The organism is Mycobacterium vicinigordonae, assembly GCF_013466425.1.
Classification (GTDB): domain Bacteria; phylum Actinomycetota; class Actinomycetes; order Mycobacteriales; family Mycobacteriaceae; genus Mycobacterium; species Mycobacterium vicinigordonae.
On record NZ_CP059165.1, the window covers coordinates 2,116,581 to 2,138,455 of the forward strand.

Sequence of the window (21,875 nt, forward strand, 5' to 3'; positions counted from 1 at the left end):
ATTACTCACCGTGGGTTGATGGATGCCATGGATGCCATGGATGCCATGGAGGGGATGGAGTCCGAACCGCGGCGTGCCCCATGCGGTCACGCCGTTCGCTCAGTTCTGCGGGCGGAACGCAAATGTCAGGACGGACTCTCCGTCGGCCTTTTTCAATGTGGTGGTGGTCGACACCATGGGCTGACCGATGCGCAGCTCTGCTGCGGAGGTTCCGACGATCAACGACTCGACCATCACGGCGTCCGCCAACTCGACGAAGCCGAGGATGTAGGGCTTGAACAAGTCCGGATTGCGATTGCCCCGGTATGGCATCGGCGGCGGGAATTCCTGGGTGGTGTAGGTGTAGAGCGTTCCCTCTGTGGCCAATTCGATGGCCTCGATGTCCTGTTGGATCGTTGGGTCGCCGTCGAATAGATCCGGCCGCTCGGCAGGGAACTTCACCACCCCAGTCGATCGCCGACGCGATCCGAGCAATACGGCGCGATCGCCGTCGACCCGAAACAGCCCCTCGGTAATCAGTTCAGTCATGTCACGCAACCTCGATGGCCATCGCCTCGCGCAGACCGCCGCCAGTCTTTCGCTTCGGCAGACGCGTTGCGGTCGAGCATGATTCCATTTCTCCTGCGAGGAAACGCTGACCCATACCCGCGGCGATCTGGGCGGCGCCAACGGCGATCGCCGACAGGCTCGGCGCGCATTGGCGATTGACGGGCTCACGTCCCGACCGCTCGACGACAGGCTTCTCGAGTTCCACAGCCGCAGCGCCAGCCATCGTTGCGCGTCGCGCTGTTCCGATCGGTGTGCAAGCAGCCGCCACGATCGCTGCCCTGGAAGTCGATGGGAGCATGTGTCTCCAAGATCTGTTGGGGGATTGTCACGTAGCATGAACCACCATATAGCATTAAATAATTATCTGTATATTCGGTTAGAGGAGCTGAAATGAAAGTGATCAAGTCCATCGACGAAGCATTGGCGACGATGGGCGAGGATTTGGGCGTCAGCCGATGGGTGGAGGTCGATCAAAGCCTCATCAACTCGTTCGCCGAAGTCACGAGGGATCATCAGTGGATACACGTCGACGTGGCGAAGGCGGAAAGGGAGAGTCCCTACGGGGCAACGATCGCACACGGCTTTCTCACGCTCTCGCTCATTCCCGGTGTGAGTAAGGACAACTACCGCATCGAAAACTCCAAGATGGGCATCAACTACGGCCTGAACAAGGTTCGGTTCTTGTCCCCAGTAAGGGCGGGCACTCGGATCCGGGTGCGTTCTCACCTTGTCGACGCCGCCCAGGTCGCCGCCGACACCGTGAACCTGATCGTGCGGCACACCGTCGAGATCGAAGGTGCCGATAAGCCGGCTGCGGTCGCGGATTTGATCGCGCGGTTTGTGTTCTGATGCCGGTACTCACTCATCAGAGCGGTTCAGCGATCGGCCTAGCGGAGTCGAGCGCTGACGTCGCAATAGGGGAGGCACCAGCATGACCCGAGGCCCGTTCGACGGCAGAGCGGTCTTGACCGGCGCTGGCAAATCGCAAGTGGGTCGGCGCCTCGGTCGAACTGGCCTGGACCTAACGCTCGAAGCCGTGCAGCGCGCGATCAACGACGCCGGGCTGAGTGTCGACGACATCGACGGCATAGCAAGCTATCCCGGACCGGGTATGTCTGACGCTGGGTTCTCCGGTGCCAACATTAACGATGTCCGCAATGCGCTGGGCTTGCGCTCGCGCTGGTACATCTCGGCGATGGAGACCGCGGGTCAGGTCGGACCGGTTATCGAAGCGTGTATGGCGGTGAGCCTGGGTTTGGCTAACCACGTCGTGGTGTTCCGCTCAGTGTGGGAGTCGACTGCCGCCGAGCAGGCTGGCGGACGCGCTTCGGTGTTGTACAGCGGTGGAAGGTTGCCGGCGCACCTCGAGTGGGTCGCACCTTACGGTGCGCTGTCGGGGGCGAACTGGCTGGCGATGCCCGCGCAGCGATACATGCACGAATTCGGCCTCACCCGCGAACATCTCGGCCATATCGCTATCAACGCGCGGACGAACGCCGGACGCAACCCGGACGCGGTCTACCGCCAACCGATGACGATGGATGACTACCTCGGTGCGCGGATGGTCTCTGAGCCGTTGTGCCTTTATGACTGTGATGTGCCGTGCGATGGTGCCACGGCAGTAGTGGTCTCGCGGCGTGATGCCACGGCCGGATTGCCCCGGCAGCCGCTGACCGTCGAGTCCGTCGGGCCAGGGATATTCGAACGCGCCACCTGGGACCAACGCTCGGACATCACGACGATGGCGGCCCACGACTCGGGTGTCACCTTGTGGGAGAACACCAGCCTGTCGCCGGCTGACGTTGACATGGCGCAGCTCTACGACGGCTTTTCTTTCCTAACGGTCGTCTGGCTGGAGGCACTGGGGTTTTGCGAGCGGGGCAAGGTCGGGCAGTTTCTCGACGATCCTTCCCACATCGCCCTCGACGGGCCACTCCCGCTGAACACCAGCGGCGGCCAGCTTTCAGGGGGTCGGTTGCATGGGATGGGATTTCTGCACGAGGCCTGCATCCAGATGTGGGGCGAGGGTGGTGACAGGCAGGCTCCGCAAACCCCGGAGGTAGTCGCTGTTGCCGTGGGTGGCGGACCGATCGCTGGGTCGATGCTGCTCAGCAGTCAGTAGCCGCGAGCCGACCCCGATCATGACCGTCGGTTGTCGTCGCTACATCGCCCAGTGAAAATCATTATCGAAGTCGGGACGCACTCCGCCTCACTCGGTCACGATGGTGGCCATTGCCGGGCTGGCGTGCGAAATATGATCCCTGTGATGCGAATGGAGGTGCGTTGACGATACGCGCGGATCTCACCGATATGACGCTCGGTGACATCGTCACCGACAACGCGGTCCGGTTCACCGACGTCCCCGCCTACCGGCACGGCCGACGCAGCCTGACCCATGCGCAGCTGCGCGAGCGGGCTGTGCGGTTGGTATCAGCGATGGTGGGCGCGGGTGTCCGGCACCAAGATCGCATTGCTGTGCTCAGCCGCAACAGCATCGAATTCGGTGAGTTGATCGCCGCGACTCAGCTCAGCGGTGTGATCATGGCCACGATCAACTTCCGGCTAGCGCCGGTCGAGATGCGCGCCGCGTTGGCTCGGGTGAGCCCGTCGCTCGTGTTCTGTGCCGACGAGTTCGTCCCGGCGCTTGCCGGGTTCGGTGCGCAATCGTCGCCGTCGCCGCGCGTGGTCACTATCGGCGGGGAGCGCCACGCCGGCCAAACGACGTACGAGGATTTCCTCGACAGCGGGCAGGGTGAGGTTCTTGAACTCGTTGCGCACCCCGGGGATATCGCGTGTCTGCTGTTTACCAGCGGCACCACCGGCGCATCTAAGTGCTGCATCCTCGGACAGCAGGAGCTGCGTCGAGTGGCCCTCACCATGAACGGCGAAATGCGATGTGGCAGTGGCGATCGGGGGCTGATCAACATGCCGATGTTTCATGTCGGTGGGCTTGCCATCATTGCGGGTTTGCATGCCAGGGGCGGAACCGTAGTACTCCAACAACAGTTCGCCGCAGCCGAGGCAGTTCGGCTGATCGCCGACGAGCGAATCACCGTGCTGCACTTGGCGCCAGTCATGGTCAAGACGTTGCTCGACGAGGTAACCGACATCTCGGCCATGGCATCGGTGCACACTATCGTCTACGCGGCCGCGCCGATGTCCAAAGCTACCTTGCAGCGGGCCCTGGGCGCCTTGCCCGGAGTCGGGTTCCTCAACCTGTACGGGCAAACCGAGGCAATCGTGTCCGGACTACCTCGCGAGCTTCACACGCTGCGCGGACCGGACGCCGATCGGGCTCTATCGTCGGTTGGTTACCCTTTCCCCGGCACTCGGGTGCGCATTGTCGATGATGACGGCGTTGAGATGCCCACCGGCGAAACCGGCGAGATCGTCGTCACCTCCGACGCCTTGTTCCGTGGGTATTGGGACGATCACGCGGCAACGCTGACGACGTTGAGAGACGGCTGGTGCCACACCGGCGACATCGGCCGCATTGATGAGCGGGGGCTTCTCTACCTGGTCGACCGCAAGAAGGATGTTGTCATCTCGGGTGGAGAGAATGTGTACTCACCCGAAGTCGAAGATGCCGTCAACACCGTGGCCGGTGTCGCGGCATGTGCGGTGATCGGAATTCCCGACGACCGATGGGGAGAGGCGGTCTGCGCCGTTGTCGTCGCGCATGACGGCATGTCAGTGACGTTGGAGGAGATCCAGCGGGCTGTCCGCGAGCGCCTGGCTGGGTATAAGGTGCCGCGGCGACTGGTGGTGACCACGGAATTGCCGCTGCTCGCGACGGGAAAGGTGGATAAGAAGCGTCTTCGCGGGGATCTGGCGAACAATTGAGACATGATTTGCGGTGACCGCCTCAGTCGAAAATTGAACTGCATCAACTCGGCCAGGGCCGTGGGGGGTAGGGCTTTGCGACGAGGTCCTGTGTCGGCATCCTCTACCGGAGGGCACTGCCTAAAGCGGCCGGGGGACCGACCGCAAGATCGAGCGAGTAAGCAAGTCCATCATGAGGCGGGCCGCGCGTGCATCGCATTCGGCGCCCCCGACAAAGGTGGGTTCGGTCATCCGGCCGAGAACAGCGAGAAACACCACCGCGGCCACGTCCAGATCCATGCCTGCCGGCAAGTCGACGGTGTCAAGCAAGCCTTTGGCAGCCCCATAGATTGCTGAGACCCCGTGCCTGACCGGCGCCTCGCACAGCTGCGTGGCCACTGTGCCGTCGAACCAGGCGCGGGTGACCCCGCGTGCCTGTCGTTGAAAGCGAACGTAGTCAGCGATCCACTCCGTGAGGGCCCCGATACCTCCCCGCGTCAGCGTTCCAGCCAGCCTTTCGACGTCGGAGACGGCCCGCTGGGTCAGCTCCGCGAGAATTGTGTGTTTGGTGCTGTAGTAGCGGTAGAGGGTAGCGCGACTGATGTTGGCCGATGCGGCAATGTCTGTCATGCCCACCGCGTGGTAGCCGCTTTCGGCGAACAACGCGGAACTGGTGCGCAACACGGCTTGGCGCACCGGCGACGTCGGTCCGAGGCTGACATCGGGGATCGGTCGGTCATGCTGCGCATCAGCCTTCGATTGCAGCATCGGGGAGCGGGCAGGCCGCAACGCTCTCAATACCTCACGAAAAGTGCGTTCGGGGGTGTCTGGAAACAGCATCAATTGCAGGGCGAGTGTTAACGATTCGTAGATGCCGGTCGCGGGCAGGGGGAACATCGCCCGCGACCGGTAGACATGGACCATGTGCGTGATCCGCGTCAGGGCCGCTGTCGCATCGTAGGGGTGCAGGCCTCTCAGGTCAGCCGTCCTCAGGCGCGCTTCGACCTGGCTGGTGAATGTCGCTGCCTCCGCTCGGACGTCACCTATCGCCAGTCCGCGGGATGTTCCGATACCGGGGAATTCGGCGAAGACGGCGGCGTGGGCGTCGTAGATACCCGCCCAGTCTTTCAGCCAGGAGAACAGCGCTGCAACGCCCTCCGGATCTGGACCTAGTCGACCAAGTCGGCCACCGAGACTCAGGACGTCGCGGGAGGCGGCCTTACTGAGCGCAAGGAAGATGTCCTCTTTGTTGGCGAAGTACTGGTAGACGGTTGCGCGGGACACGTTGGCCGCCTTCGCGATCATATCCAGCGACGTGCTATGGAAGCCATTGCGCAAAAACGCTTTTGCCGCGGAAGCTAGTATTTGTTCTCGCGTACACAGCCCCCTATGCCCAACGCCGTCGTTGGCCGGCGTTGCGTATCCGGGGCGGCGCGCTACCGGCGGACCTTGCGACGCAGCGGCCAGGCGAGCCGTATCGGGCCGGACGACGGTCACCCGGCCGGGCCGGGACCTGGGAGATTCCGTTTCGCTTTGCCTTGGTAGCCGAAGAACTTTTCGAAGTTCGCGTCGTTGATCGCCTGGGCGCGGTTGCGTACAGCGGCGGCGCGCAGCGCCGCGAGCCGCTTGATGGCTTTTTCCACTTCTTGAATCGATCCCGTCTCTCGGAGCCGCTCGACCGTGGCTGCCGTTCGGTTGATCTCGATGCGCAGACGCTCACCCGCCTCACCGAAGGTCAGCAGGTCGTGATCGTCCTCGTCGATCTTCTGCCGGTTGGCGTTGCTCGTGGGACCAGACACGCAATACCCCTAAACATATAACGATATAAACAGGTAGACGTTTTGGGCTTTAACACTCTATCCTATGAGACCAGACGTCAGAAAGTAAGACGTCAACTCGGACTCGAGGGAGGCGCCGTGCCACTGCAAGACCACCACCAGATCGTTTCGGTGGACGACCACCTGATCGAACACCCCCGCGTTTGGCAGGATCGACTGCCGAAAAAGTTCCGCGAGGCAGGTCCCCAAATCATCGAAGTCGACGGCAAGCATGCCTGGCGCTACGACGGCCAGGTCTATCCGACGATCGGAATCAACGCGGTGGCCGGTAAGCCGCGTGAGCAGTGGGGCATGGACCCGGTCCGCTACGAGGACATGATCCCCGGCTGCTATGACCCTGTCGCTCGCGTCGCGGATATGGATCTCGATGGCGTGCAGGCAGCACTGTGCTTCCCGTCCTTCCCCGGCTTCGCTGCGAGCACATTCCAGCGCGCAAACGACATGGAACTCGCGCAGTTGTGTGTGAAGGCGTGGAACGACTTCTACATCGATGAGTGGTGCACCACCGCACCGGATCGGTTTATCCCAATGGCTATCCTGCCGATATGGGATGCTGAGGCGTGCGTGGCCGAGGCCGAGCGGGTCGCCGCCAAGGGGGCGCGCACGGTCTCGTTCCCGGATAGCCCAGTACCGATGGGTCTTCCGTCTTTCCATTCGGATCACTGGGACGGCCTATGGCGGGTGTGCTCGGATGCGAAGATGCCCGTTTCGTTGCACTTCGGCTCCGGGTCGTTCGTGCCAGGCTTTGACTATGCCGCTTTGAAACCCGAGACAGAAATAGCTAACGCGCTGCCGGACGCGCCGTTCGCGGTCGCCATAGCGCTCTTTGCCACCAACTTGATGTGGAGCACCGTCGATCTACTGTTCTCGGGGAAGTTGCAGCAGTTCCCAGACTTGCAGTTCTCCCTTGCCGAGGGTGGTATCGGTTGGGTTCCGTATATCACGGAGAGATGCGATTTCGTGTGGGAGCGCCACCGCTACTACCAACCGATCGATTTCGATATCCGGCCGTCCGACCTCTTCCGCAAACATTTCTGGGGCTGCTTCATCGATGATGAGCATGGGCTCAAGAACCGCCACGACATCGGTATCGACCGCATCATGCTTGAGATCGACTTCCCGCATAGCGACTCGAACTGGCCGAACTCGCGCAAGCGTGCCGCGGAGGTATTGGCCGACGTTCCGGATGATGAGTGCTCGCTGATCGTCGAGGACAACGCCCGGCGGATGCTGAACTTCCCGCGCGCATCAGCCGATGATCGCGAACTGACTGCCTTCTAATATCCATCGAATTGCGTCGTTTGGCCCGCAGACTCGTTGCGAGCGGCACCTCGCGCGCCGTTTACTCCCCGGCTCGCGGCCTGACCGGCCGCAAGATGCGCTCCGAGGCGACCGAACCAACGGTGATCGGGTTGTAGCGGATGCATTTCGGAACCCGCTTGGACGTGACGAGGCGAGTGAACATGTGTGGCGTCGCTTGGACGGCGCCGTCGGGCTGGAAGAGGCAGCCGGACTGTCCGGGTATCCAATAAACAGTTAAGCATTTACTGGTATCTTACGGCCGTCCAGTACGTGTCGCGCCGTCCGGGTGAGAGAGGAGAGAACGCGTGAAGGTCCGTCTCGACCAAACGAAGTGCTCTGGTCATGCACAGTGTTATGCCGTCGACCCCGACTTGTTCCCTATCGACGATTCTGGTTATTGCATCCTCGAGGAGCGAGAAGTGGTACCCGACGAGCAGGAGCGGGTTCGCGAAGGCGTCGCCGCATGTCCGGAAGCAGCGTTGATGCTTGACGAGGGCTGACGACACGTGTCGTCCGACGTGTGGGCCATCGTCGTGAACGGGTGCCCGCACTCGCGGCCTTTGGCAAGGTGCCCAGTGCGCCCAAATAGCTAGCTTAAAGCACTAACTATTTAGATAAATTTCGGTACCGTGAGCATGCAGCGATACCAACAGCGGCGACGGAGGACAACGGTGCGTGTGAGGAATAAGGTTGTGATGGTAACTGGATCCACTCGGGGGATCGGCCAGGCAATATGCGAGCGTTTCGCGGCCGAGGGAGCCAGTGTCGTCGTCACGGGGCGATCCACAGACGACGGGCGGCGGGTTGCGGCCGCGATTCGGGAGCGCGGGGGGCGTGCGGCGTTCACACCCATGGATATTGCAGTGGAAAACGATGTGCAAGAAGCGGTTCGTTTCGCCGTCGAGAACTTCGGGGGCTTAACCACCCTGATCAATAACGCCGCACCCTCCGAGATGGTCACCCCGGGAATCGGCTTCGACCAGCCCGTTGCCGACCTGAGCGCCGAGCGCTTCGCGCAGATCATTAATGTTGGGCTCGTCGGCACTGTGCACGCTTATCGCCACGCCTTACCGGTGATTCGCGACTCGGGGGGCGGTTCGGTGGTGACCATCTCGTCCGCGACGTCAATCCAAGGGGCGCCTGGATTACCCGCATATTCGGCGACCAAGGGTGCACTGAATGCCCTTACGCGCCAGATCGCTGTCGACTATGGCGCCGACGGTATCCGGGTTAACGCTCTCGTCGTCGGCTTCGTGATGTCCGGAGATATCGCAAACTCACTTGATGCTCATCCTGAGTTTGGCAAGGCGCTGCGCGAGTCGATCCTTACGCGTACGGGACGACCTGAGGATGTCGCGGCAGCCGCCGTGTTTCTTGCGTCAGATGATGCCGAATTCATCACTGGCGCATGCCTAGTCGTAGACGGTGGACTGAGCGTCAAGATTCACGTCCCGACACTCGCACCGGTGCAGTGAGTGCCGCGGCGAAGGCCCTCAGCTGGAACCGCCGCCCACGGGACGGAAGAGTGGGAGCCAAACCCGGCTTTCACTAGCGCCCGATACGGGCCATTCCTCGAAGAATACTTCGACCGGCATACCGATGTAGACGCCGTCGACGTCGACATCCACGATATTGGTGATCAATCGCACGTCGGGCTCGTCGTCAAGCTCCACCATGGCCACCACGTAGGGCGGTTCGAATCCACGGATCCAGGGCTGTCGGTTGACGGTGTGTGCAGCGACCTTCGCCCGTCCCGAAATCGGTTCCGGCGCAACATTGCGACTGCGGCAACGCCAACAAACCGGCGCGGGCGGATGAAAGAAGTGCCTGCAAGCATGGCAGCGGTGGACCAGAAGCTCTCCCCGCCCGCCGCCCGTCCAGAAAGCCAGTGACTCTGTGGTCGGCGTTGGAGCCAAACGCAGCAGCGGCCGTTGATATTTCAAGTCGGCTGTCATGAATCGAACCTCCTGAAGGTCGCCATACTCACCGGGTCAGCGAACGGCTCTCGACGGGCTATCATGCCGGCGCCGACATCGAGCCCGTCGGGTCGACGGGACTCTTGAACTCATTTGGCGGCTTTCGGTGCTCGGTGCGGCCGTGCGTTTCGCGAGCAACCGTTTCAGCGAAGCCAGCGATATAGTCAAGTGCAGCGTTCACGCTAGACGCGTCGACGTGTACGAGAGCCCACGTTGCGCCCGCATCCGACAGTTCGTTCAGGTCATCGATCGCATGGGCAGTAGCCGCGGCGCTACTGAAATCGAACTTGGGCGCTTCTATTTGGATGTCGACTGAGCCACGGCGCCTCCCAGCGGCCTCGAGCTGGTCGTCGAGACGACGAACCGCAGCCTCGAAACTGCGTACACCGTCGATTGTTTCGGTACGAATGGACGTGGCCATCGACGGTGGGGCGATCACCGGACACCACCCCTGCCCGTGCGACACGACCCGCCTGCGGGCCGCTGCACTGTTTCCCCCGATCCACAGTGGAGGGTGTGGTGTCTGGACAGGCCGTTGTAGCCACATCGGACCGTGTGCTGTGAACTCTTCCCCCGAGAACCCACGATCAGGGTTAGTCCAGATATCGACCAAGGCGTGCAACGCCTCGTCGAGAAGTGCTGCGCGCCGGTCGAACGCAACCCCGAGGGCGGCGAACTCCGAGCGCAGATAGCCTGCTCCCACCCCTGCGGTCAACCGGCCACCCGACACGATATCGAGACTCGTTAGCGCCTTCGCGCTGAGATATGGATTGCGAAACGGCAGTACCCACAGATTCGTTATCAACCGGATCCGTTTGGTCGCCGCCGCGAAAAAGCCCAGGGCGACGGCAACATCGAAGGTGTCATGACCGCCACTGTGCCGCCACTTCGCAGACGGTGCCGGGTGGTCACTGAGACAAAGGCCGTCGAATCCTGCTGATTCTGCGGCCTTCGCAACTCGGATCATCGCCTCCGGAGACATGAAATCCGCAGTCGCGGTTGGAACGTCACTAGGGTACTCGAGACAGAACTTCACTGCTTCTGCAACTCCTCAACGCACATTTCTCCACCCACTGGCTCGGCAGTCGGAGACACTATTTGGGACGATTGTATGTCACAACTATATAATCATATTTCCATATAAGGATTTATTGGATCACGGGTGCGTACGCAACCAGATCCGCCAGCACGGATTGTCATACCTATCTTCGCCTTCTCCGCAAGTCGACCGTATGAGGCCCGACCACGTAATCAACAGCATTGCCAACCATTCACGAGCCATCGCGCTGTGATGCTTGGCATCGTCATGGAGAGTGGGTGAGATGAGTCCAGGGAATCTTTCATTGCCGCCGAGGGCATACTGGGTCGTCGCCAAAGCGATCGCAGGGGTAGTAAATCCCCAGTGCATGCCGGGCGGCATCGATGCAGCCTGCAACGAATCCATCATCACTTTCGGGGGAGTTGTTAGACTGCGCGATTCTCAGTTCTTCGTAACACGGCGGGCTCAACTGGCTTGATGGGGTGAAATGGTATTTCCAGCCGACGATTCGGGCCATTGCGTCGTATCCCTGGTCATAGGAGCTGAGATAGCCAGGCGGAAGGGGATAGGGAACAGCCGCCGCGACAGCACCTCCATGTACCGTCATCGCCGCGGCACAAGCGAATACGACGCAGCTCAATAACGACCGGATGTTGTACGCCTTCGCCACTAGAGGCCTCCCGACAGGAACCGACAGCCGCCACTCACTCGGACGGCGTACGCGCGGAATTAATCGAATGCACATGCGCCTGTGGTGTCGGGGTCTAGCGTCGTTGGGTCGGGAAGAGGGAGGCCAGCCATCAGGTCAAGCAGCTTGGCTCGCGCATTTGCCTCCGCCGTCTTTCTGTCCGGGCCCTCAGCTTCCATCCACTTTGAGCCAAACCCGGTGGCAATTCCTATGCACTGTGTGCTCGTTCCTGCTGGTGCACAGGCGGACAGATGCGCCTGGCACGATTGCATCGCACCCTGCCTTGCTCCCGCGGCAGTCGCACTGACGTAAGGCATACCCTGCGGTGCGCCACTGGGCTGGTACCCGACGGCTACGCTCACGTAATTGGGATCGGCTCCCGCCCCAGCTGGTGTCACTACCATGATTGCCGCACCCACGACGAGCGCTGCGGCGGTGCTGGCCTGCGCCATCAATGGTCCTCCCATCTTGCGTTCCGCTTGTTCGAAATGAAGCTAGGTGGCCCTTGGCTCAGCCAAGTTGGATTTATGAGGACAGCGCGCGGCTGATGGTGCGGGTCATGACGGGCTGGACGGCTGTCCTAACGGCGGGCCCGCCGGGGGCCCAGTGGTGGGAGCAAGCGGACGCGAGTGACCGGGCGCAGCCTGTCGCCAAAGCAATTCGTCCAGCTCCGCCTGCCTGTCGAGGTCGTTCAATGCCGCCTCGAGGTCCGGGTCGTTTTGTGCGGCCGGCAGGTCCTGGACGTCTACTGACAGATCGTGCCGCGGCGGCGCCGCCGGTTCCGACCGCACGTCGCTTGTTTGCGGCGCGGAGCCGGTATGTGGTCCATCGGCAACGGTGAGTTGCCTGAGGGGGTCGGGCCGTGGACTTGAGGAACTCGACACGGTTCCAGATGAGCGCGGTGTTGTGTGGCTAGCAACCAGTGCATGCGGCTGGTGTGCTGGCTTGAAATGTTGCCCCGCAACGATGACTCCTCCACCTATCGCGCAGGCGGTCAGCACAGCGGCCACCAACGCCCGGCTCTGGACTGCATGCGCCATGCGAGCGGCCACCGCTGCATTTGGTACGGCCGCAGTGACGTCGAGCAGGATCCGCGGGACGCGCAGTACACGGGCTATGCGCTGTTGCAATGCTGCCAAAGACGGGGGAGCTTGCCTAGCAACGGGAATGGCTGCTCGACTATCCACGGAGTGACGCGCATGATTTCGGAGTGTGGGCCTTCCCTTGCGCGGCTGGCCACCGGCAGACGAGAGCGCGTGTTTCGGCCGTCGGCGCCCTCGGCTGCGGACCAATGCGTGCGTACGCCCGGCGCACGTCTGCGCTATTCCCCTGTGCCGCAGTCTTGGTTGTCCACCCATCGGCTGATGTCACTTCCGCGAGGCGCTACGATTGCCCGCAAGTAGCCGGTGCAACCACCGTCGGGCTCTGACACTTAAACAGTTATATGTTTAGTGATGTTACTTTGTCAATGTCGCCCGAGTGGCCGACGATCGGGGTATCCTTCGCCTATGAAGGCGATAGTGCTCGTCGCCGCCGCAACGGCGGCTGTCGGACTTGCTGCGCCAGCGGCAAGTTCTCCCACCTCGTACATCGAGCACGACGGAACTTACCGAGTTGGCAGCGATATTCAGCCCGGACTTTATTTCACTCCAGGCGGCGCTGCGGGTCGTACCTGCGTATGGTCGCGAGGGACGGATCGGGGCGAGTCGAGCGAGGCCCAATACGTGTTAATAGCGCCCAACGACACGACATTTACGACTGACGGTTGTCAACCATGGACCACGGCGACTCGTCCAGCGACGCCGATCGCGCCGCCAGTTCGCACCTGCATTTATCCGCTAACTGGTTGTGTCGACGTCAATCCGTGGTAGCAGCGCGTTGACCCCGGTCGGGGTTGATGACCGAATCCCGTGGCTTACGATTTCTGCTGGTCGCGGGATAACTTGCGCGACAATCTGATTCAGAGTATTTCGCGTCCGGACTCATCCTACTGCTTTGGCCTGCTTTGGCGCATTCCGTCCGGTAGATGGTGGGCGCGCCGACTGCCCGTCCCCGGCACGGGTTCCGACAGGGCGCATCTCGTTGCGTGGCCTGCAACACGTGCCGACGGCTCGTCTAGATGTGGGCGCGTATGGAGTCTGGAGATGAGCTCACGCCGAATCGCAGACGTGCGACCGGTGAATTTGGCTACCCCAGTGCTTAACCCTTTCCACTGATGGACCGTTTACCCAAGAGGTATTGCGGGCCTTGATACCGACGCCGACATTCGAGAGGTGCTGCCACAACCGATAAAACGCTTCCCCCTCGTAGATGGAGAAGTGTTCGTCGTTGGCGAAATCCGTGGTTCGGGTCAAGGCTTGGGCTCGCGGAGCGAGGAATGCTTCTGACTGGTCGATATTGGCAGCCACGGCGTCAGCCTGCGCCTGGATCTGGCCAACAGTCCAGTCGTTACTAGCTTCGAGCAGGTTGTAGCCAAACCTGTCGATCTGACGGACTAGCTCCCTATATTCTGCTGTAAACCACTGACACATCTCGCGTTCCGCGGTTATGTCAGCGTCCGTCACATCGTTGCGGTTGGCGCTATAGGGAAACGGGAACTTCGGCTGCCAACCACTCGCATGCACGATTACCTCAGGCAATGGCGGATCGGGCGGATCCGTTGGGCTGGCGTAGGCGCGACCGCTGAGCGTCGCAAGTGCAGAATACAGAAACGCTAGACAGCACAGAAGTCCATAGATCAAGCGCGCCAGAGTCTTTGGTCCGCGCCCCGGGCGTGACCCACTCGCCATTTGGTGCCTCCTTGGAATATCGGACCATGACTGGTGTGATCGTCGGTTTGCAGGCGCGGTCACCGAATTTTGTCCAGTCGGAAAGGCATCACGATCGTTAGCGGTTTGCCGTAGCTACCCGAGGCCGGCGCATCGGCTACCGGCGGTATTCCACACGCGGCACGGACGCCCACTGTTTTGTCCCTACCTTCCAGATATGGCGATCCGATCTGGGTGACACCGTTTGTGTTGGCCGGATAGAACATGAAGGTCTGGTGCCCAGCCAACGTGGATCCGTCAAGGCACGTTTCCCAATTCGGAATATCGCGCTCGACGTACCAGACGTTGCCCTCCATGCGAAGCGGTGCGCTCCATCCCTGGTCGCTGCTCACCAGTCCGCTGCAATGTCCGGCGGCGGGGCACGTTGATGTGATGGTCCAGGTGCTTGTCACCGTAGCCTCGTCGTGAAACGCATAGTCCGTGGTGGCGAATGCGCCGTCTGATGTCGCGACGTAGGTTCCGTTGATGGCGTACCCGCTATTATCCGCCTGAGCCAAGGGTGCTGTACGGACTCCACTGAGCAAGGTCGCCGCTACTAGTGATGCGCGCACGAGTGCATTTGACGGATGCATCAGGCTCCCTTCATCCCCTCACTGAACTGCCGCTGCCAATGGTGGCTGGTCGTAGCTGCACGCCACGAACCGAACGCACGGCGCCTTAGCAGCAACCGTTTTCAGCGATGCCACTGTGGTTAGGAAACGAACGGCGGCAGCACATACCGCCGCTTGACGCAGCCGCGGCTGGGTGCCGAATTCGGCGATAGGATCCTGACTCACGCTGCGCGACACTAGTAGTCACCCGGGTTTAGCTGTCTGAAGTTAGGCTCGCACAGCGTCGCCTTGGCGGCGTCTACAAAGCTCACAAGTTGAGCCCGCGTGGCGTCGGGAAAGCCGTAGCCAACTTCTCGTATCGCGACTTCGGTCGGATAGCCGTAGTGGAGTAGTCGGCAGGCGAGCATTCCTCTGCTCAGCGTCAGAACTACATCGGCGGGCGAATCACCGACATTGATACCCGTCTTGGAAACCACGGCTAGAAAGTCGGTACTGCTATCTGCATTGGCAGGCGTGCCCACTGTCGCTGCCGCAGCTAGGAGGGCGACTATCACACCGGTAAGTCGCTTTGCTGTGGCCCCTCCGTAGGTTCTGAATGCGCGGATGCGCTCCGCTCTGGGACCACGACAGCGGTCAATGGCTCGGCCAACAAGGCCGAGTAATTGTTTGGCCCGCAAGCACATTCGCCGAGTGTGGTCGGAAGACACACATCGGAGACTGCTGCCGCCGTTGGTGGATCGACGGCTTCGTGGGGAGCTCATCAGCGCTCACCCCGGACAGCCGTGGCGGCGACATCAATCCCGCCGCCTGCATGATCTTTGTGGCTGCACCGGAAGTGCGCCGTGCAACGGCTCATTCGGTCCAGACGCGGCTGTCTACCCGCGACTCGGAATGACCCCATTACGGCGACTTCTTCTCCGAAATCGCCCGGGTAGCGCTGGAGACTGGCCTTGACTACGGCTGTCCTGCCGGGGGTGTACGACGCGAAGGGTTTGGGAGGGCGCAGACCGCCGATGAGGACGCTGGTCATACCGAAACTCCTTCGACAGCAGACGATTGCTTCGTCCGACTCAAATTAGCGAAATAGTTGTAGAATTCCAACTCTACCGCGTAGCATCCTCCGCGTGGCACAGGTCACTGAAAGCGCAGCACCCCCGAGGAGGTCACAGTGGTTGGGGAGTTAGGTCGCCCACTACCTGCGCGAATCCCGATCGGCAGTTGTCGCGGACAACATCGAGTGACGGGCCCCGCCCCCGCCGACGCCCTCATCAACAAAGCCGGTCAAGTTGACGACCACTGCCCGCTATCGAAGTACCGGCAAGGCTGATGACCGCAGGGACGTTCACTGGCGCGCGGTCGCAATCGCCGCCGACTCCGCAATCGGCGCAAGCGCCTTGGCGACCACCCAAGGCGGTGGTCGCATTGGGGATGCGTCCGCTGAACGCCGTCGGAACGATAGGGCGAACCGCCAAGTTGGTGGTCGACGTCGTTCGCTACGCCGTCGGCGACACGATAGCTGGACGCGTGCGCGCGGGCGAGATCATTGTCCAGGCCTGGACGTTGTACAAAGTCACAGCCTTACCAGCGATCCTGATGGCGGTTCCCTTCGGTGCAATGGTGGCAGTCTGGATCGCGGGCCTGATTAATCAGGTTGGGGCTAATTCACTTGTCGGGGCCGCGAGCGGGGTGGGCATCGTTCGCCAGGGTGCGCCGATCACTGCCGGCCTACTCATGGGTGGTGCTGCTGCATCGGCAATCGCCTCCGACATCGGCGCGCGGGCCATACGGGAAGAACTCGACGCCTTACGCGTGATGGGAGTCGATCCGGTTCGTTATCTCGTCGTCCCGCGCTTTTTGGCTTTGATAATTCTGGCGCCCGTCTTGTGTTCGGTCATCATCGCATCTTCGGTGACGGCGTCACTCATTCTTTCGCTCAACATCAGCGATGTGGCGCCGGGCACCTTTTGGCTGTCCTTTGGGGCATTCGCAAAGATGACTGACATCTGGTTTGCGTTCGGTAAGGCAGTCGTATTCGCGGCAATTACCGCAATTGTGTCCTCAATGCGGGGCATGGAAGCGAAGGGTGGGCCACGCGGTGTCGCCGATGCGGTCAACGCAGCCGTCGTACTGAATGTCGTTTGCATTCTCATCGCTAATGTCGTGATTACGCAGATAGAGACAATGTTTTTCCCTATGAGGGTCGCATAATGGGGTCTCAGACAGCGGCACGCGACAATGCGCCTTCGGTGTATCACCATATATGGCGGAAATTTTCACTCGCGTTACTTGGCCAATTCCGGAGAGTTGGGCAGTGGGTAGTCTTTATCGCCCAAGTCATCTACCTCCTCCCGTTGACTCTCCGCAAGTATCGCAAGGAAACCTTGGCCCGAATGGTTGATCTGGCCTGGGGTCGCGGTTCATTGGTTGTGGACGGGGGGGTGGTCAGCGTTCTGGTCATCCTCGGTCTGGCACTCGGAACGATGGTGTCGATTGAAGCATGGGCGACGCTAAATATCATGGGCATGGGGCCGCTAGCAGGGATTATTGGTAGTTTGGGGGGCGGGCGAGAGATGGCGCCACTGGTTGCGGGAATTGCATTTGCAGCACAGCCCGGTGCTCGCATGACGGCTGAGATTGGCGCGATGCGGATCGCCGAGGAAATCGACGCAACCGAGGTAATGGGGCTGCGGCCCATACCATTTGTCGTGGGTACGCGTCTAGTTGGTGGGTTGCTGTGCGTCATTCCCGGATACGCGCTTACGCTGCTCACGTCGTTTCTAGTCCTCAACTGGGTAACGCTTTTCGCGTATCACGCACCTGGCGGTACATTCAACCACTACTTTGTCGAATTCTTGTCACCAACAGATTTGGTCTATTCGACGGCGAAAGCAGCCGTGTTTTGTGCGGGGGTAATAATAATTCACTGCTATTACGGATACTTCGCGTCGGGCGGTCCGGTGGGAGTCGGTCTAGCTTCCGGACGTGCAGTGCGAGCGAGTCTCGTAGCGGTGATGACGCTCGACTTCGTCATGACGGTGGCGTTGTGGGGCCTGAAACCAACGTTTGTCTTCAAGGGCTAGGCGGGCGATGACGATACTTCATGCTTCCGCAGAGTCGGAAACGCGGACCCTAACCAGGGTCGGGGCGATCGCGGTCCTGGCGCTCGTGATTACGACGACATTCTTGTTGCTGGCCAAACCATTTGATAGCCGACCGCGCAACGTCATCTCCGTCGTTATCGAGGCAGCGTATGTCGGTCACGGAGTCATCGCCGACACTCCCGTGATTATGCACGGGGTAAAGATCGGCCGTGTCGTATCCGTGGCGAACAACGCGGGAGGCGGTGTCCGGTTGCAGACAGACTTGCAGCGGGACCCGACACGCGGGCTTACCGACGCCATGGGAATTGACTACCGGCCATCAAACTATTTCGGCGTAACGGCAATCAATATCATACCCGTGCAAGGTGGTCGCCCGCTGAAAAGCGGCATGCAGATCAAGGTCAAACCTGAAGGCAACTTCTCCCTTCAGGCATTGCTTTACCGCCTCGGGGAACTATCCAATGGCGTGTTCAATCAGCGCCTCATCAGCGTCATTGAGCGCTCGACCCGATACGTGGATGGCCTCAACCCTCTCCTCGAGACCGCGCTCATCGTAGGTAATTCGATCGCGAAGGTGCAGACAGTCAGTAGCGAGCAACTCTTGCGAAATGCGACTGGCATTAGCGTAGCGTTTCCTGGTTTTCTCAGCGCGATAATTGGCACCGGTAAGGATATCTATCACACCGGATATGCGGGTTTTAATCTAGAAGCAGTGAAAAAGAGGAACAGATACTATCCAACATGGGATGAGAATCGAAAAAGACACCTCGAAGAGATGTATCGGATGTTTACGGAAAATCTGAGTAATGACAAATGGTTTGAGTATTCTCACGATCAGATATTGAACATTGCAAAAACGGATCTATTTCTTCGAGTGGGGTATCTGGAGGGATCCCATATTAATGAGTTATTTCCCGTGCTTGAAAGTGTAAGGACCCTGGCCGACACGGTACCGAAAATCCTCAGTCCGGACAGTTTTGCTTACACGATCACGGAAATGCGTCGACGATTGGAGCGCATGTACGAAGGGTCGGGTGAGCAGCGCGCACTGCAGGTGCGGCTCATCTTGGACCGTGTTCCCGGGGTTGCCGCGCCTCTTGGCCTCGCGACGGGCAGTCATCAATGAAAGCTAGGTCCGCGCTCTGGCGATTCGTCCTCGCCTCGATCGTCAGTTCCCTACTGCTGTTCGTGATCGCGAATGCAATCAAGCAACCCGTCGACGCAACAACACGTACCTACAAGGCGGAATTCACCGATGTCTCGGGTCTGAGCGATGGAGCCGATGTGCGGGTCCGCGGCGTGGCCGTAGGAAAAGTCGAAGCCATCGAACTTAAACGATCAGGCGGCCGCAGTATCGCGTTAGTGCGTCTCACCATGGACAAGAGATTTAGCATCGTGCCGGTAAGTCGACTGGCAGTTAGATACCAAGCGTTGACGGGCCTGCGTTATATCGATGTGCGAAACGCCAGCGAAGGAAACTCGGGCGGAAATCTGGTAACCAATGTGCCGACCACAATGACGCAGCCCTCATTTGACATAACTGTGCTATTTAACGGGCTGCAGCCAGTTCTCGCCACGCTGAGCCCAGAGGAGATCAACAGTTTCACCGAGAATGCGTTGGCATTTCTCCAAGGCGATGGCAACGGACTCGGACCCATGCTCGATAGCATCAACAAACTATCCGCACTCGTTACTAATCGGCAGGAAGTCGTTTCCACAATCGTGAGGAACCTCGCGTCCCTGGCTGAAGACACGCAAGGTCGATCTCAATATCTAACCAAAATTTTGGATGAAGTTGAGTTGCCCATTAATCAGGTGCTACAAGTAGTGGACGAGTTCCGCAAGGCTCAAATATCCGGCCCGGCTTTCACCCGAGTGGTGATGCGTCTACTTGCGGCAATAGGAGTCAGGCCCGGGATCGACGCCAACACGGCGCTTGATCGAGCTTTCACAAACGTCTACACCAGCATCGAGGCGCTCAAGCGAACGCCAGTGATATGGGACAACATCCCACCGCCACCTGAGAACGGTGCACCCGTGCCCTGTTCTCACGGACGGGCACAACTGCCCGAAGCCATGGATGTACTGATACAAGGTCAACGGGTGGTGCTGTGCCAGAAATAACGCAGAGCCCAAGGTTATTGGGAGCAATCACCCTTGCCATCGTCGTCGTTGCAGCCGCGGTCGTGGGCTACGTCTACGTCCGGCCGCCGAACCACCAGATCATTTCGTTTTATACGGACGACGCGGCATCGATCCGCCCTCAAGATACCGTCCGGATTGCCGGCATCGTGGTGGGAACCGTCGAGGGCCTGTCGCTCGAGGCCAACCACGTGCGGGTGCGGGCCAGCGTGGACAAGAACGCATTCATCGGCGATCAATCTCAAGTCCAGGTCCGCATGCTCACCGTGATTGGTGGTTACTACATCACCGTCATTCCGCTCGGCAATGTGCCCCTCGGCGACCGCCCCATTCCCAAGGAGCGAGTAACTACGCCCTACACATTGATACAAGCCCTTACGGGTACAACGAAGATAACCGAAAACGTCGCACCGAAGCCGATCGAGGAGAATATCGACCAGTTGCAGCAGGGTCTGCGTGGCACCAATGTCGACTCCGTCGCGTCAGTCCTCAATGCCGGCAACGCAATCACCAGCATGCTCGAGAGGCAACGCGGGCAAATCACCGAGATTCTGCAGCTCACGGATGAGTACATTGACAGGCTGACCAAATACCGCGAACGGCTGCAAGAATATATTCGCAAAATAGCCATTCTCGAACAGGCGCTGGTTCTGGAAGGCAAAGCTTTTGCAGACTCGATCTTAGGAATCGGGGGAGTGCTCGAGATGCTGAAGCCGGTGGTCGACCTGTATGACACGCATCGTCAAGATTTCGTCGAAAAGATCCGATCCCTTCTAGGAGAATTTCGCACAATAGTTTCACGGAATGGGCTGGTCGTACGGCTACTTGGTCGAGTACACGACAGGATGGAGCGTGCATTAGATAGACAGAACAACTTCGTTCGCCCCGAGCTGCTGGCGACAGACATCTGCATCCCGACGCACGGGAGCCCGTGCTGATGTTTGGCATCTCAACGGCTTATGCGCGAAAGGCTATTGGGTGCATTGCCGTCGCGGTGGTAGCCGCTTGCGGCACCTCATGCGGGGCCGAGCCGCGGCGTCACGCTATTCAATACTGCGCAATCATGTCGGACAGTGTCGGACTCTACACCGGAAATCCCGTAACCCAGATGGGTTACAAGATCGGCACCGTCGACAAAATTACCCCTGAAGAAACGGGTGTTCAGGTCGCATTTTCGATAAACGTAGACCGGCCGATACCGCGCGATGTCATGGCAGTGACGCGGTCGACATCAATTCTTGCCGATCGTGCGCTCGAACTCCTGGGGAACTACTCCTCAGGTCCGCGACTGGCGGCACATGAGTGCATACCCCGCAGTCGGACGGCCACGCCGCTGAGCATCTCGCAGGTGATCGGAGCGGCAACAAACTTCGTCAACGGTGTTAACCCGCACGGTTCCACCAACATCCAAGATGCACTCCGCGGTGTCGATGAGGCAGCTAAGGGCAACGGGGCGAATCTAAACAAGTTACTGATCACGTCGTCGTCCCTTCTGGATAATCCCGACCAAGCGATTGCAGACGTCGGCTCGATCGTGCGAAACGTAGTCCAGTTGACAGAAATGTTGAAGCAATCCCGGCCTCCGCTGAAAGAGATACTGCTCGAACTAAAAGAAACCACTCCGTATCTGGTGAACACCCTCGCTGGTACATCCGGTCTCGTCGAGCCAATCGGCGATCTCGTCTTCCTGGCCTCCCAACTGGAAGTCGAACTCGGTGACGAGATCCAACTCGGACTAGACACCGCCGGAGACGCGCTACGACACTTAAGCCCGCACTACAAGGGCATCGCGAACCTTCTCAACCCGGTTCCGAGATTCATCAATACCTTTTCGTCTTATGTCAACAATCATGAGTTCGATGCGATCGCGTGGAGCCCACCGATATTTCGTATCAGCACTCCGAACGGACTGGCCCTGTGTGGGGCGATGAATGCATCGATGCCGGGCAGTTGCGCGGATGTTAACGGCCAACCACATGCCGTGGACGTCGCGCTCCTGCAGTACGTGTTAACGGAGGTTCAGAGACGATGAGAAGCAG

The 21,875-nt window shown here is 60.1% G+C and carries 21 protein-coding genes and 1 pseudogene; 13 read left to right on the plus strand and 9 right to left on the minus strand.

Annotated elements, in window-relative coordinates:
* Positions 1-99: 99 nt before the first annotated feature.
* Entirely contained in the window at positions 100-528 is a 429-nt protein-coding gene (locus H0P51_RS09660; protein WP_180917701.1) for a Zn-ribbon domain-containing OB-fold protein, read from the minus strand.
* A gap of 46 nt (positions 529-574) precedes the next feature.
* A pseudogene (locus H0P51_RS09665) lies at positions 575-847 on the minus strand (acetyl-CoA C-acyltransferase); the annotation flags it as partial.
* Positions 848-939: 92 nt separating this feature from the next.
* Here H0P51_RS09665 and H0P51_RS09670 point away from each other — a divergent pair.
* The 3 genes from H0P51_RS09670 to H0P51_RS09680 all read left to right on the plus strand — a co-directional run bounded on the left by H0P51_RS09670 (position 940) and on the right by H0P51_RS09680 (position 4,392).
* Positions 940-1,398, plus strand: coding sequence for a MaoC family dehydratase (locus H0P51_RS09670; protein WP_180917703.1), 459 nt, complete (start codon positions 940-942; stop codon positions 1,396-1,398).
* A gap of 82 nt (positions 1,399-1,480) precedes the next feature.
* Positions 1,481-2,671, plus strand: coding sequence for a thiolase family protein (locus tag H0P51_RS09675; RefSeq protein WP_180917704.1), 1,191 nt, complete (start codon positions 1,481-1,483; stop codon positions 2,669-2,671).
* Positions 2,672-2,859: 188 nt separating this feature from the next.
* Positions 2,860-4,392, plus strand: a complete 1,533-nt coding sequence (locus H0P51_RS09680) for a class I adenylate-forming enzyme family protein (protein WP_180918860.1) — start codon at positions 2,860-2,862, stop codon at positions 4,390-4,392.
* A 120-nt stretch (positions 4,393-4,512) separates the two neighbouring features.
* On the opposite strand, the gene H0P51_RS09685 is transcribed toward H0P51_RS09680, so the two are convergent.
* On the minus strand, positions 4,513-5,868 hold the full coding sequence (locus H0P51_RS09685; protein ID WP_425488977.1) for a TetR/AcrR family transcriptional regulator: 1,356 nt from the start codon (positions 5,866-5,868) through the stop codon (positions 4,513-4,515).
* Positions 5,865-6,170 (minus strand): acyl-CoA synthetase, encoded by a 306-nt coding sequence (locus H0P51_RS09690; protein WP_180917705.1) that lies wholly within the window; start codon positions 6,168-6,170, stop codon positions 5,865-5,867. The genes H0P51_RS09685 and H0P51_RS09690 overlap by 4 nt, the downstream gene beginning before the upstream one ends.
* A gap of 117 nt (positions 6,171-6,287) precedes the next feature.
* On the opposite strand from H0P51_RS09690, the gene H0P51_RS09695 reads away from it, so the two are divergent.
* The 3 genes from H0P51_RS09695 (at position 6,288) to H0P51_RS09705 (ending at position 8,986) form a co-directional block, all read left to right on the plus strand.
* Positions 6,288-7,490, plus strand: coding sequence for an amidohydrolase family protein (locus H0P51_RS09695; RefSeq protein ID WP_180917706.1), 1,203 nt, complete (start codon positions 6,288-6,290; stop codon positions 7,488-7,490).
* A gap of 326 nt (positions 7,491-7,816) precedes the next feature.
* Positions 7,817-8,011, plus strand: coding sequence for a ferredoxin (locus H0P51_RS09700; RefSeq protein ID WP_180917707.1), 195 nt, complete (start codon positions 7,817-7,819; stop codon positions 8,009-8,011).
* A 195-nt stretch (positions 8,012-8,206) separates the two neighbouring features.
* Complete coding sequence (locus tag H0P51_RS09705) at positions 8,207-8,986, plus strand: SDR family NAD(P)-dependent oxidoreductase (protein ID WP_246398773.1); 780 nt, start codon at positions 8,207-8,209, stop codon at positions 8,984-8,986.
* Between the two features lie 18 nt (positions 8,987-9,004).
* On the opposite strand, the gene H0P51_RS09710 is transcribed toward H0P51_RS09705, so the two are convergent.
* Positions 9,005-9,466, minus strand: a complete 462-nt coding sequence (locus H0P51_RS09710; RefSeq protein WP_180917709.1) for a Zn-ribbon domain-containing OB-fold protein — start codon at positions 9,464-9,466, stop codon at positions 9,005-9,007.
* 61 nt (positions 9,467-9,527) lie between these two features.
* Positions 9,528-10,523 carry a TIGR03619 family F420-dependent LLM class oxidoreductase gene (locus tag H0P51_RS09715; protein WP_180917710.1) on the minus strand — a complete coding sequence of 332 codons (996 nt, stop codon included), beginning with the start codon at positions 10,521-10,523 and terminating at the stop codon, positions 9,528-9,530.
* 2,199 nt (positions 10,524-12,722) lie between these two features.
* Between H0P51_RS09715 and H0P51_RS29315 the strand changes: the two genes are divergently transcribed.
* Positions 12,723-13,085: an Rv1352/Rv1906c domain-containing protein gene (locus tag H0P51_RS29315; RefSeq protein WP_484549465.1), complete on the plus strand. Its 363-nt coding sequence runs from the start codon at positions 12,723-12,725 to the stop codon at positions 13,083-13,085.
* Positions 13,086-13,364: 279 nt separating this feature from the next.
* Here H0P51_RS29315 and H0P51_RS09725 read toward each other — a convergent pair whose 3' ends face one another.
* The 3 genes from H0P51_RS09725 to H0P51_RS09735 form a co-directional block, all read right to left on the minus strand.
* Positions 13,365-13,952 (minus strand): hypothetical protein, encoded by a 588-nt coding sequence (locus H0P51_RS09725; protein ID WP_425489036.1) that lies wholly within the window; start codon positions 13,950-13,952, stop codon positions 13,365-13,367.
* Positions 13,953-14,062: 110 nt separating this feature from the next.
* Complete coding sequence (locus H0P51_RS09730) at positions 14,063-14,539, minus strand: Rv2253/PknI dimerization domain-containing protein (RefSeq protein ID WP_246398531.1); 477 nt, start codon at positions 14,537-14,539, stop codon at positions 14,063-14,065.
* A gap of 290 nt (positions 14,540-14,829) precedes the next feature.
* Positions 14,830-15,114 (minus strand): DUF732 domain-containing protein, encoded by a 285-nt coding sequence (locus tag H0P51_RS09735; protein WP_180917713.1) that lies wholly within the window; start codon positions 15,112-15,114, stop codon positions 14,830-14,832.
* A gap of 805 nt (positions 15,115-15,919) precedes the next feature.
* Between H0P51_RS09735 and H0P51_RS09740 the strand changes: the two genes are divergently transcribed.
* From H0P51_RS09740 to H0P51_RS09765, 6 genes are read left to right on the plus strand one after another with little or no spacing between them, the layout of a single operon-like run.
* Positions 15,920-16,801, plus strand: coding sequence for an MlaE family ABC transporter permease (locus H0P51_RS09740; protein WP_180917714.1), 882 nt, complete (start codon positions 15,920-15,922; stop codon positions 16,799-16,801).
* Positions 16,801-17,673 (plus strand): MlaE family ABC transporter permease, encoded by an 873-nt coding sequence (locus H0P51_RS09745; RefSeq protein WP_180917715.1) that lies wholly within the window; start codon positions 16,801-16,803, stop codon positions 17,671-17,673. Before H0P51_RS09740 ends, H0P51_RS09745 begins: the two co-directional genes overlap by 1 nt.
* A gap of 7 nt (positions 17,674-17,680) precedes the next feature.
* Entirely contained in the window at positions 17,681-18,820 is a 1,140-nt protein-coding gene (locus tag H0P51_RS09750; protein WP_180917716.1) for an MlaD family protein, read from the plus strand.
* Positions 18,817-19,818: an MlaD family protein gene (locus H0P51_RS09755; RefSeq protein ID WP_180917717.1), complete on the plus strand. Its 1,002-nt coding sequence runs from the start codon at positions 18,817-18,819 to the stop codon at positions 19,816-19,818. Before H0P51_RS09750 ends, H0P51_RS09755 begins: the two co-directional genes overlap by 4 nt.
* Positions 19,806-20,774 (plus strand): MlaD family protein, encoded by a 969-nt coding sequence (locus H0P51_RS09760; protein WP_180917718.1) that lies wholly within the window; start codon positions 19,806-19,808, stop codon positions 20,772-20,774. The genes H0P51_RS09755 and H0P51_RS09760 overlap by 13 nt, the downstream gene beginning before the upstream one ends.
* Positions 20,744-21,868, plus strand: coding sequence for an MlaD family protein (locus tag H0P51_RS09765; RefSeq protein ID WP_246398775.1), 1,125 nt, complete (start codon positions 20,744-20,746; stop codon positions 21,866-21,868). Before H0P51_RS09760 ends, H0P51_RS09765 begins: the two co-directional genes overlap by 31 nt.
* Positions 21,869-21,875 lie beyond the last annotated feature (7 nt).

What these genes read in the sequence shown, in the direction of transcription:
- H0P51_RS09670 (WP_180917703.1), top strand. Translation starts at nt 940, where the DNA reads ATGAAAGTGATCAAGTCCATCGACGAAGCATTGGCGACGATGGGCGAG.
- H0P51_RS09705 (WP_246398773.1), top strand. Translation starts at nt 8,207, where the DNA reads ATGGTAACTGGATCCACTCGGGGGATCGGCCAGGCAATATGCGAGCGT.
- H0P51_RS09660 (WP_180917701.1), bottom strand. Translation starts at nt 528, where the DNA reads ATGACTGAACTGATTACCGAGGGGCTGTTTCGGGTCGACGGCGATCGC.
- H0P51_RS09755 (WP_180917717.1), top strand. Translation starts at nt 18,817, where the DNA reads ATGAAAGCTAGGTCCGCGCTCTGGCGATTCGTCCTCGCCTCGATCGTC.
- H0P51_RS09680 (WP_180918860.1), top strand. Translation starts at nt 2,860, where the DNA reads ATGACGCTCGGTGACATCGTCACCGACAACGCGGTCCGGTTCACCGAC.
- H0P51_RS09750 (WP_180917716.1), top strand. Translation starts at nt 17,681, where the DNA reads ATGACGATACTTCATGCTTCCGCAGAGTCGGAAACGCGGACCCTAACC.
- H0P51_RS29315 (WP_484549465.1), top strand. Translation starts at nt 12,723, where the DNA reads ATGAAGGCGATAGTGCTCGTCGCCGCCGCAACGGCGGCTGTCGGACTT.
- H0P51_RS09740 (WP_180917714.1), top strand. Translation starts at nt 15,920, where the DNA reads ATGACCGCAGGGACGTTCACTGGCGCGCGGTCGCAATCGCCGCCGACT.
- H0P51_RS09710 (WP_180917709.1), bottom strand. Translation starts at nt 9,466, where the DNA reads ATGACAGCCGACTTGAAATATCAACGGCCGCTGCTGCGTTTGGCTCCA.
- H0P51_RS09745 (WP_180917715.1), top strand. Translation starts at nt 16,801, where the DNA reads ATGGGGTCTCAGACAGCGGCACGCGACAATGCGCCTTCGGTGTATCAC.
- H0P51_RS09675 (WP_180917704.1), top strand. Translation starts at nt 1,481, where the DNA reads ATGACCCGAGGCCCGTTCGACGGCAGAGCGGTCTTGACCGGCGCTGGC.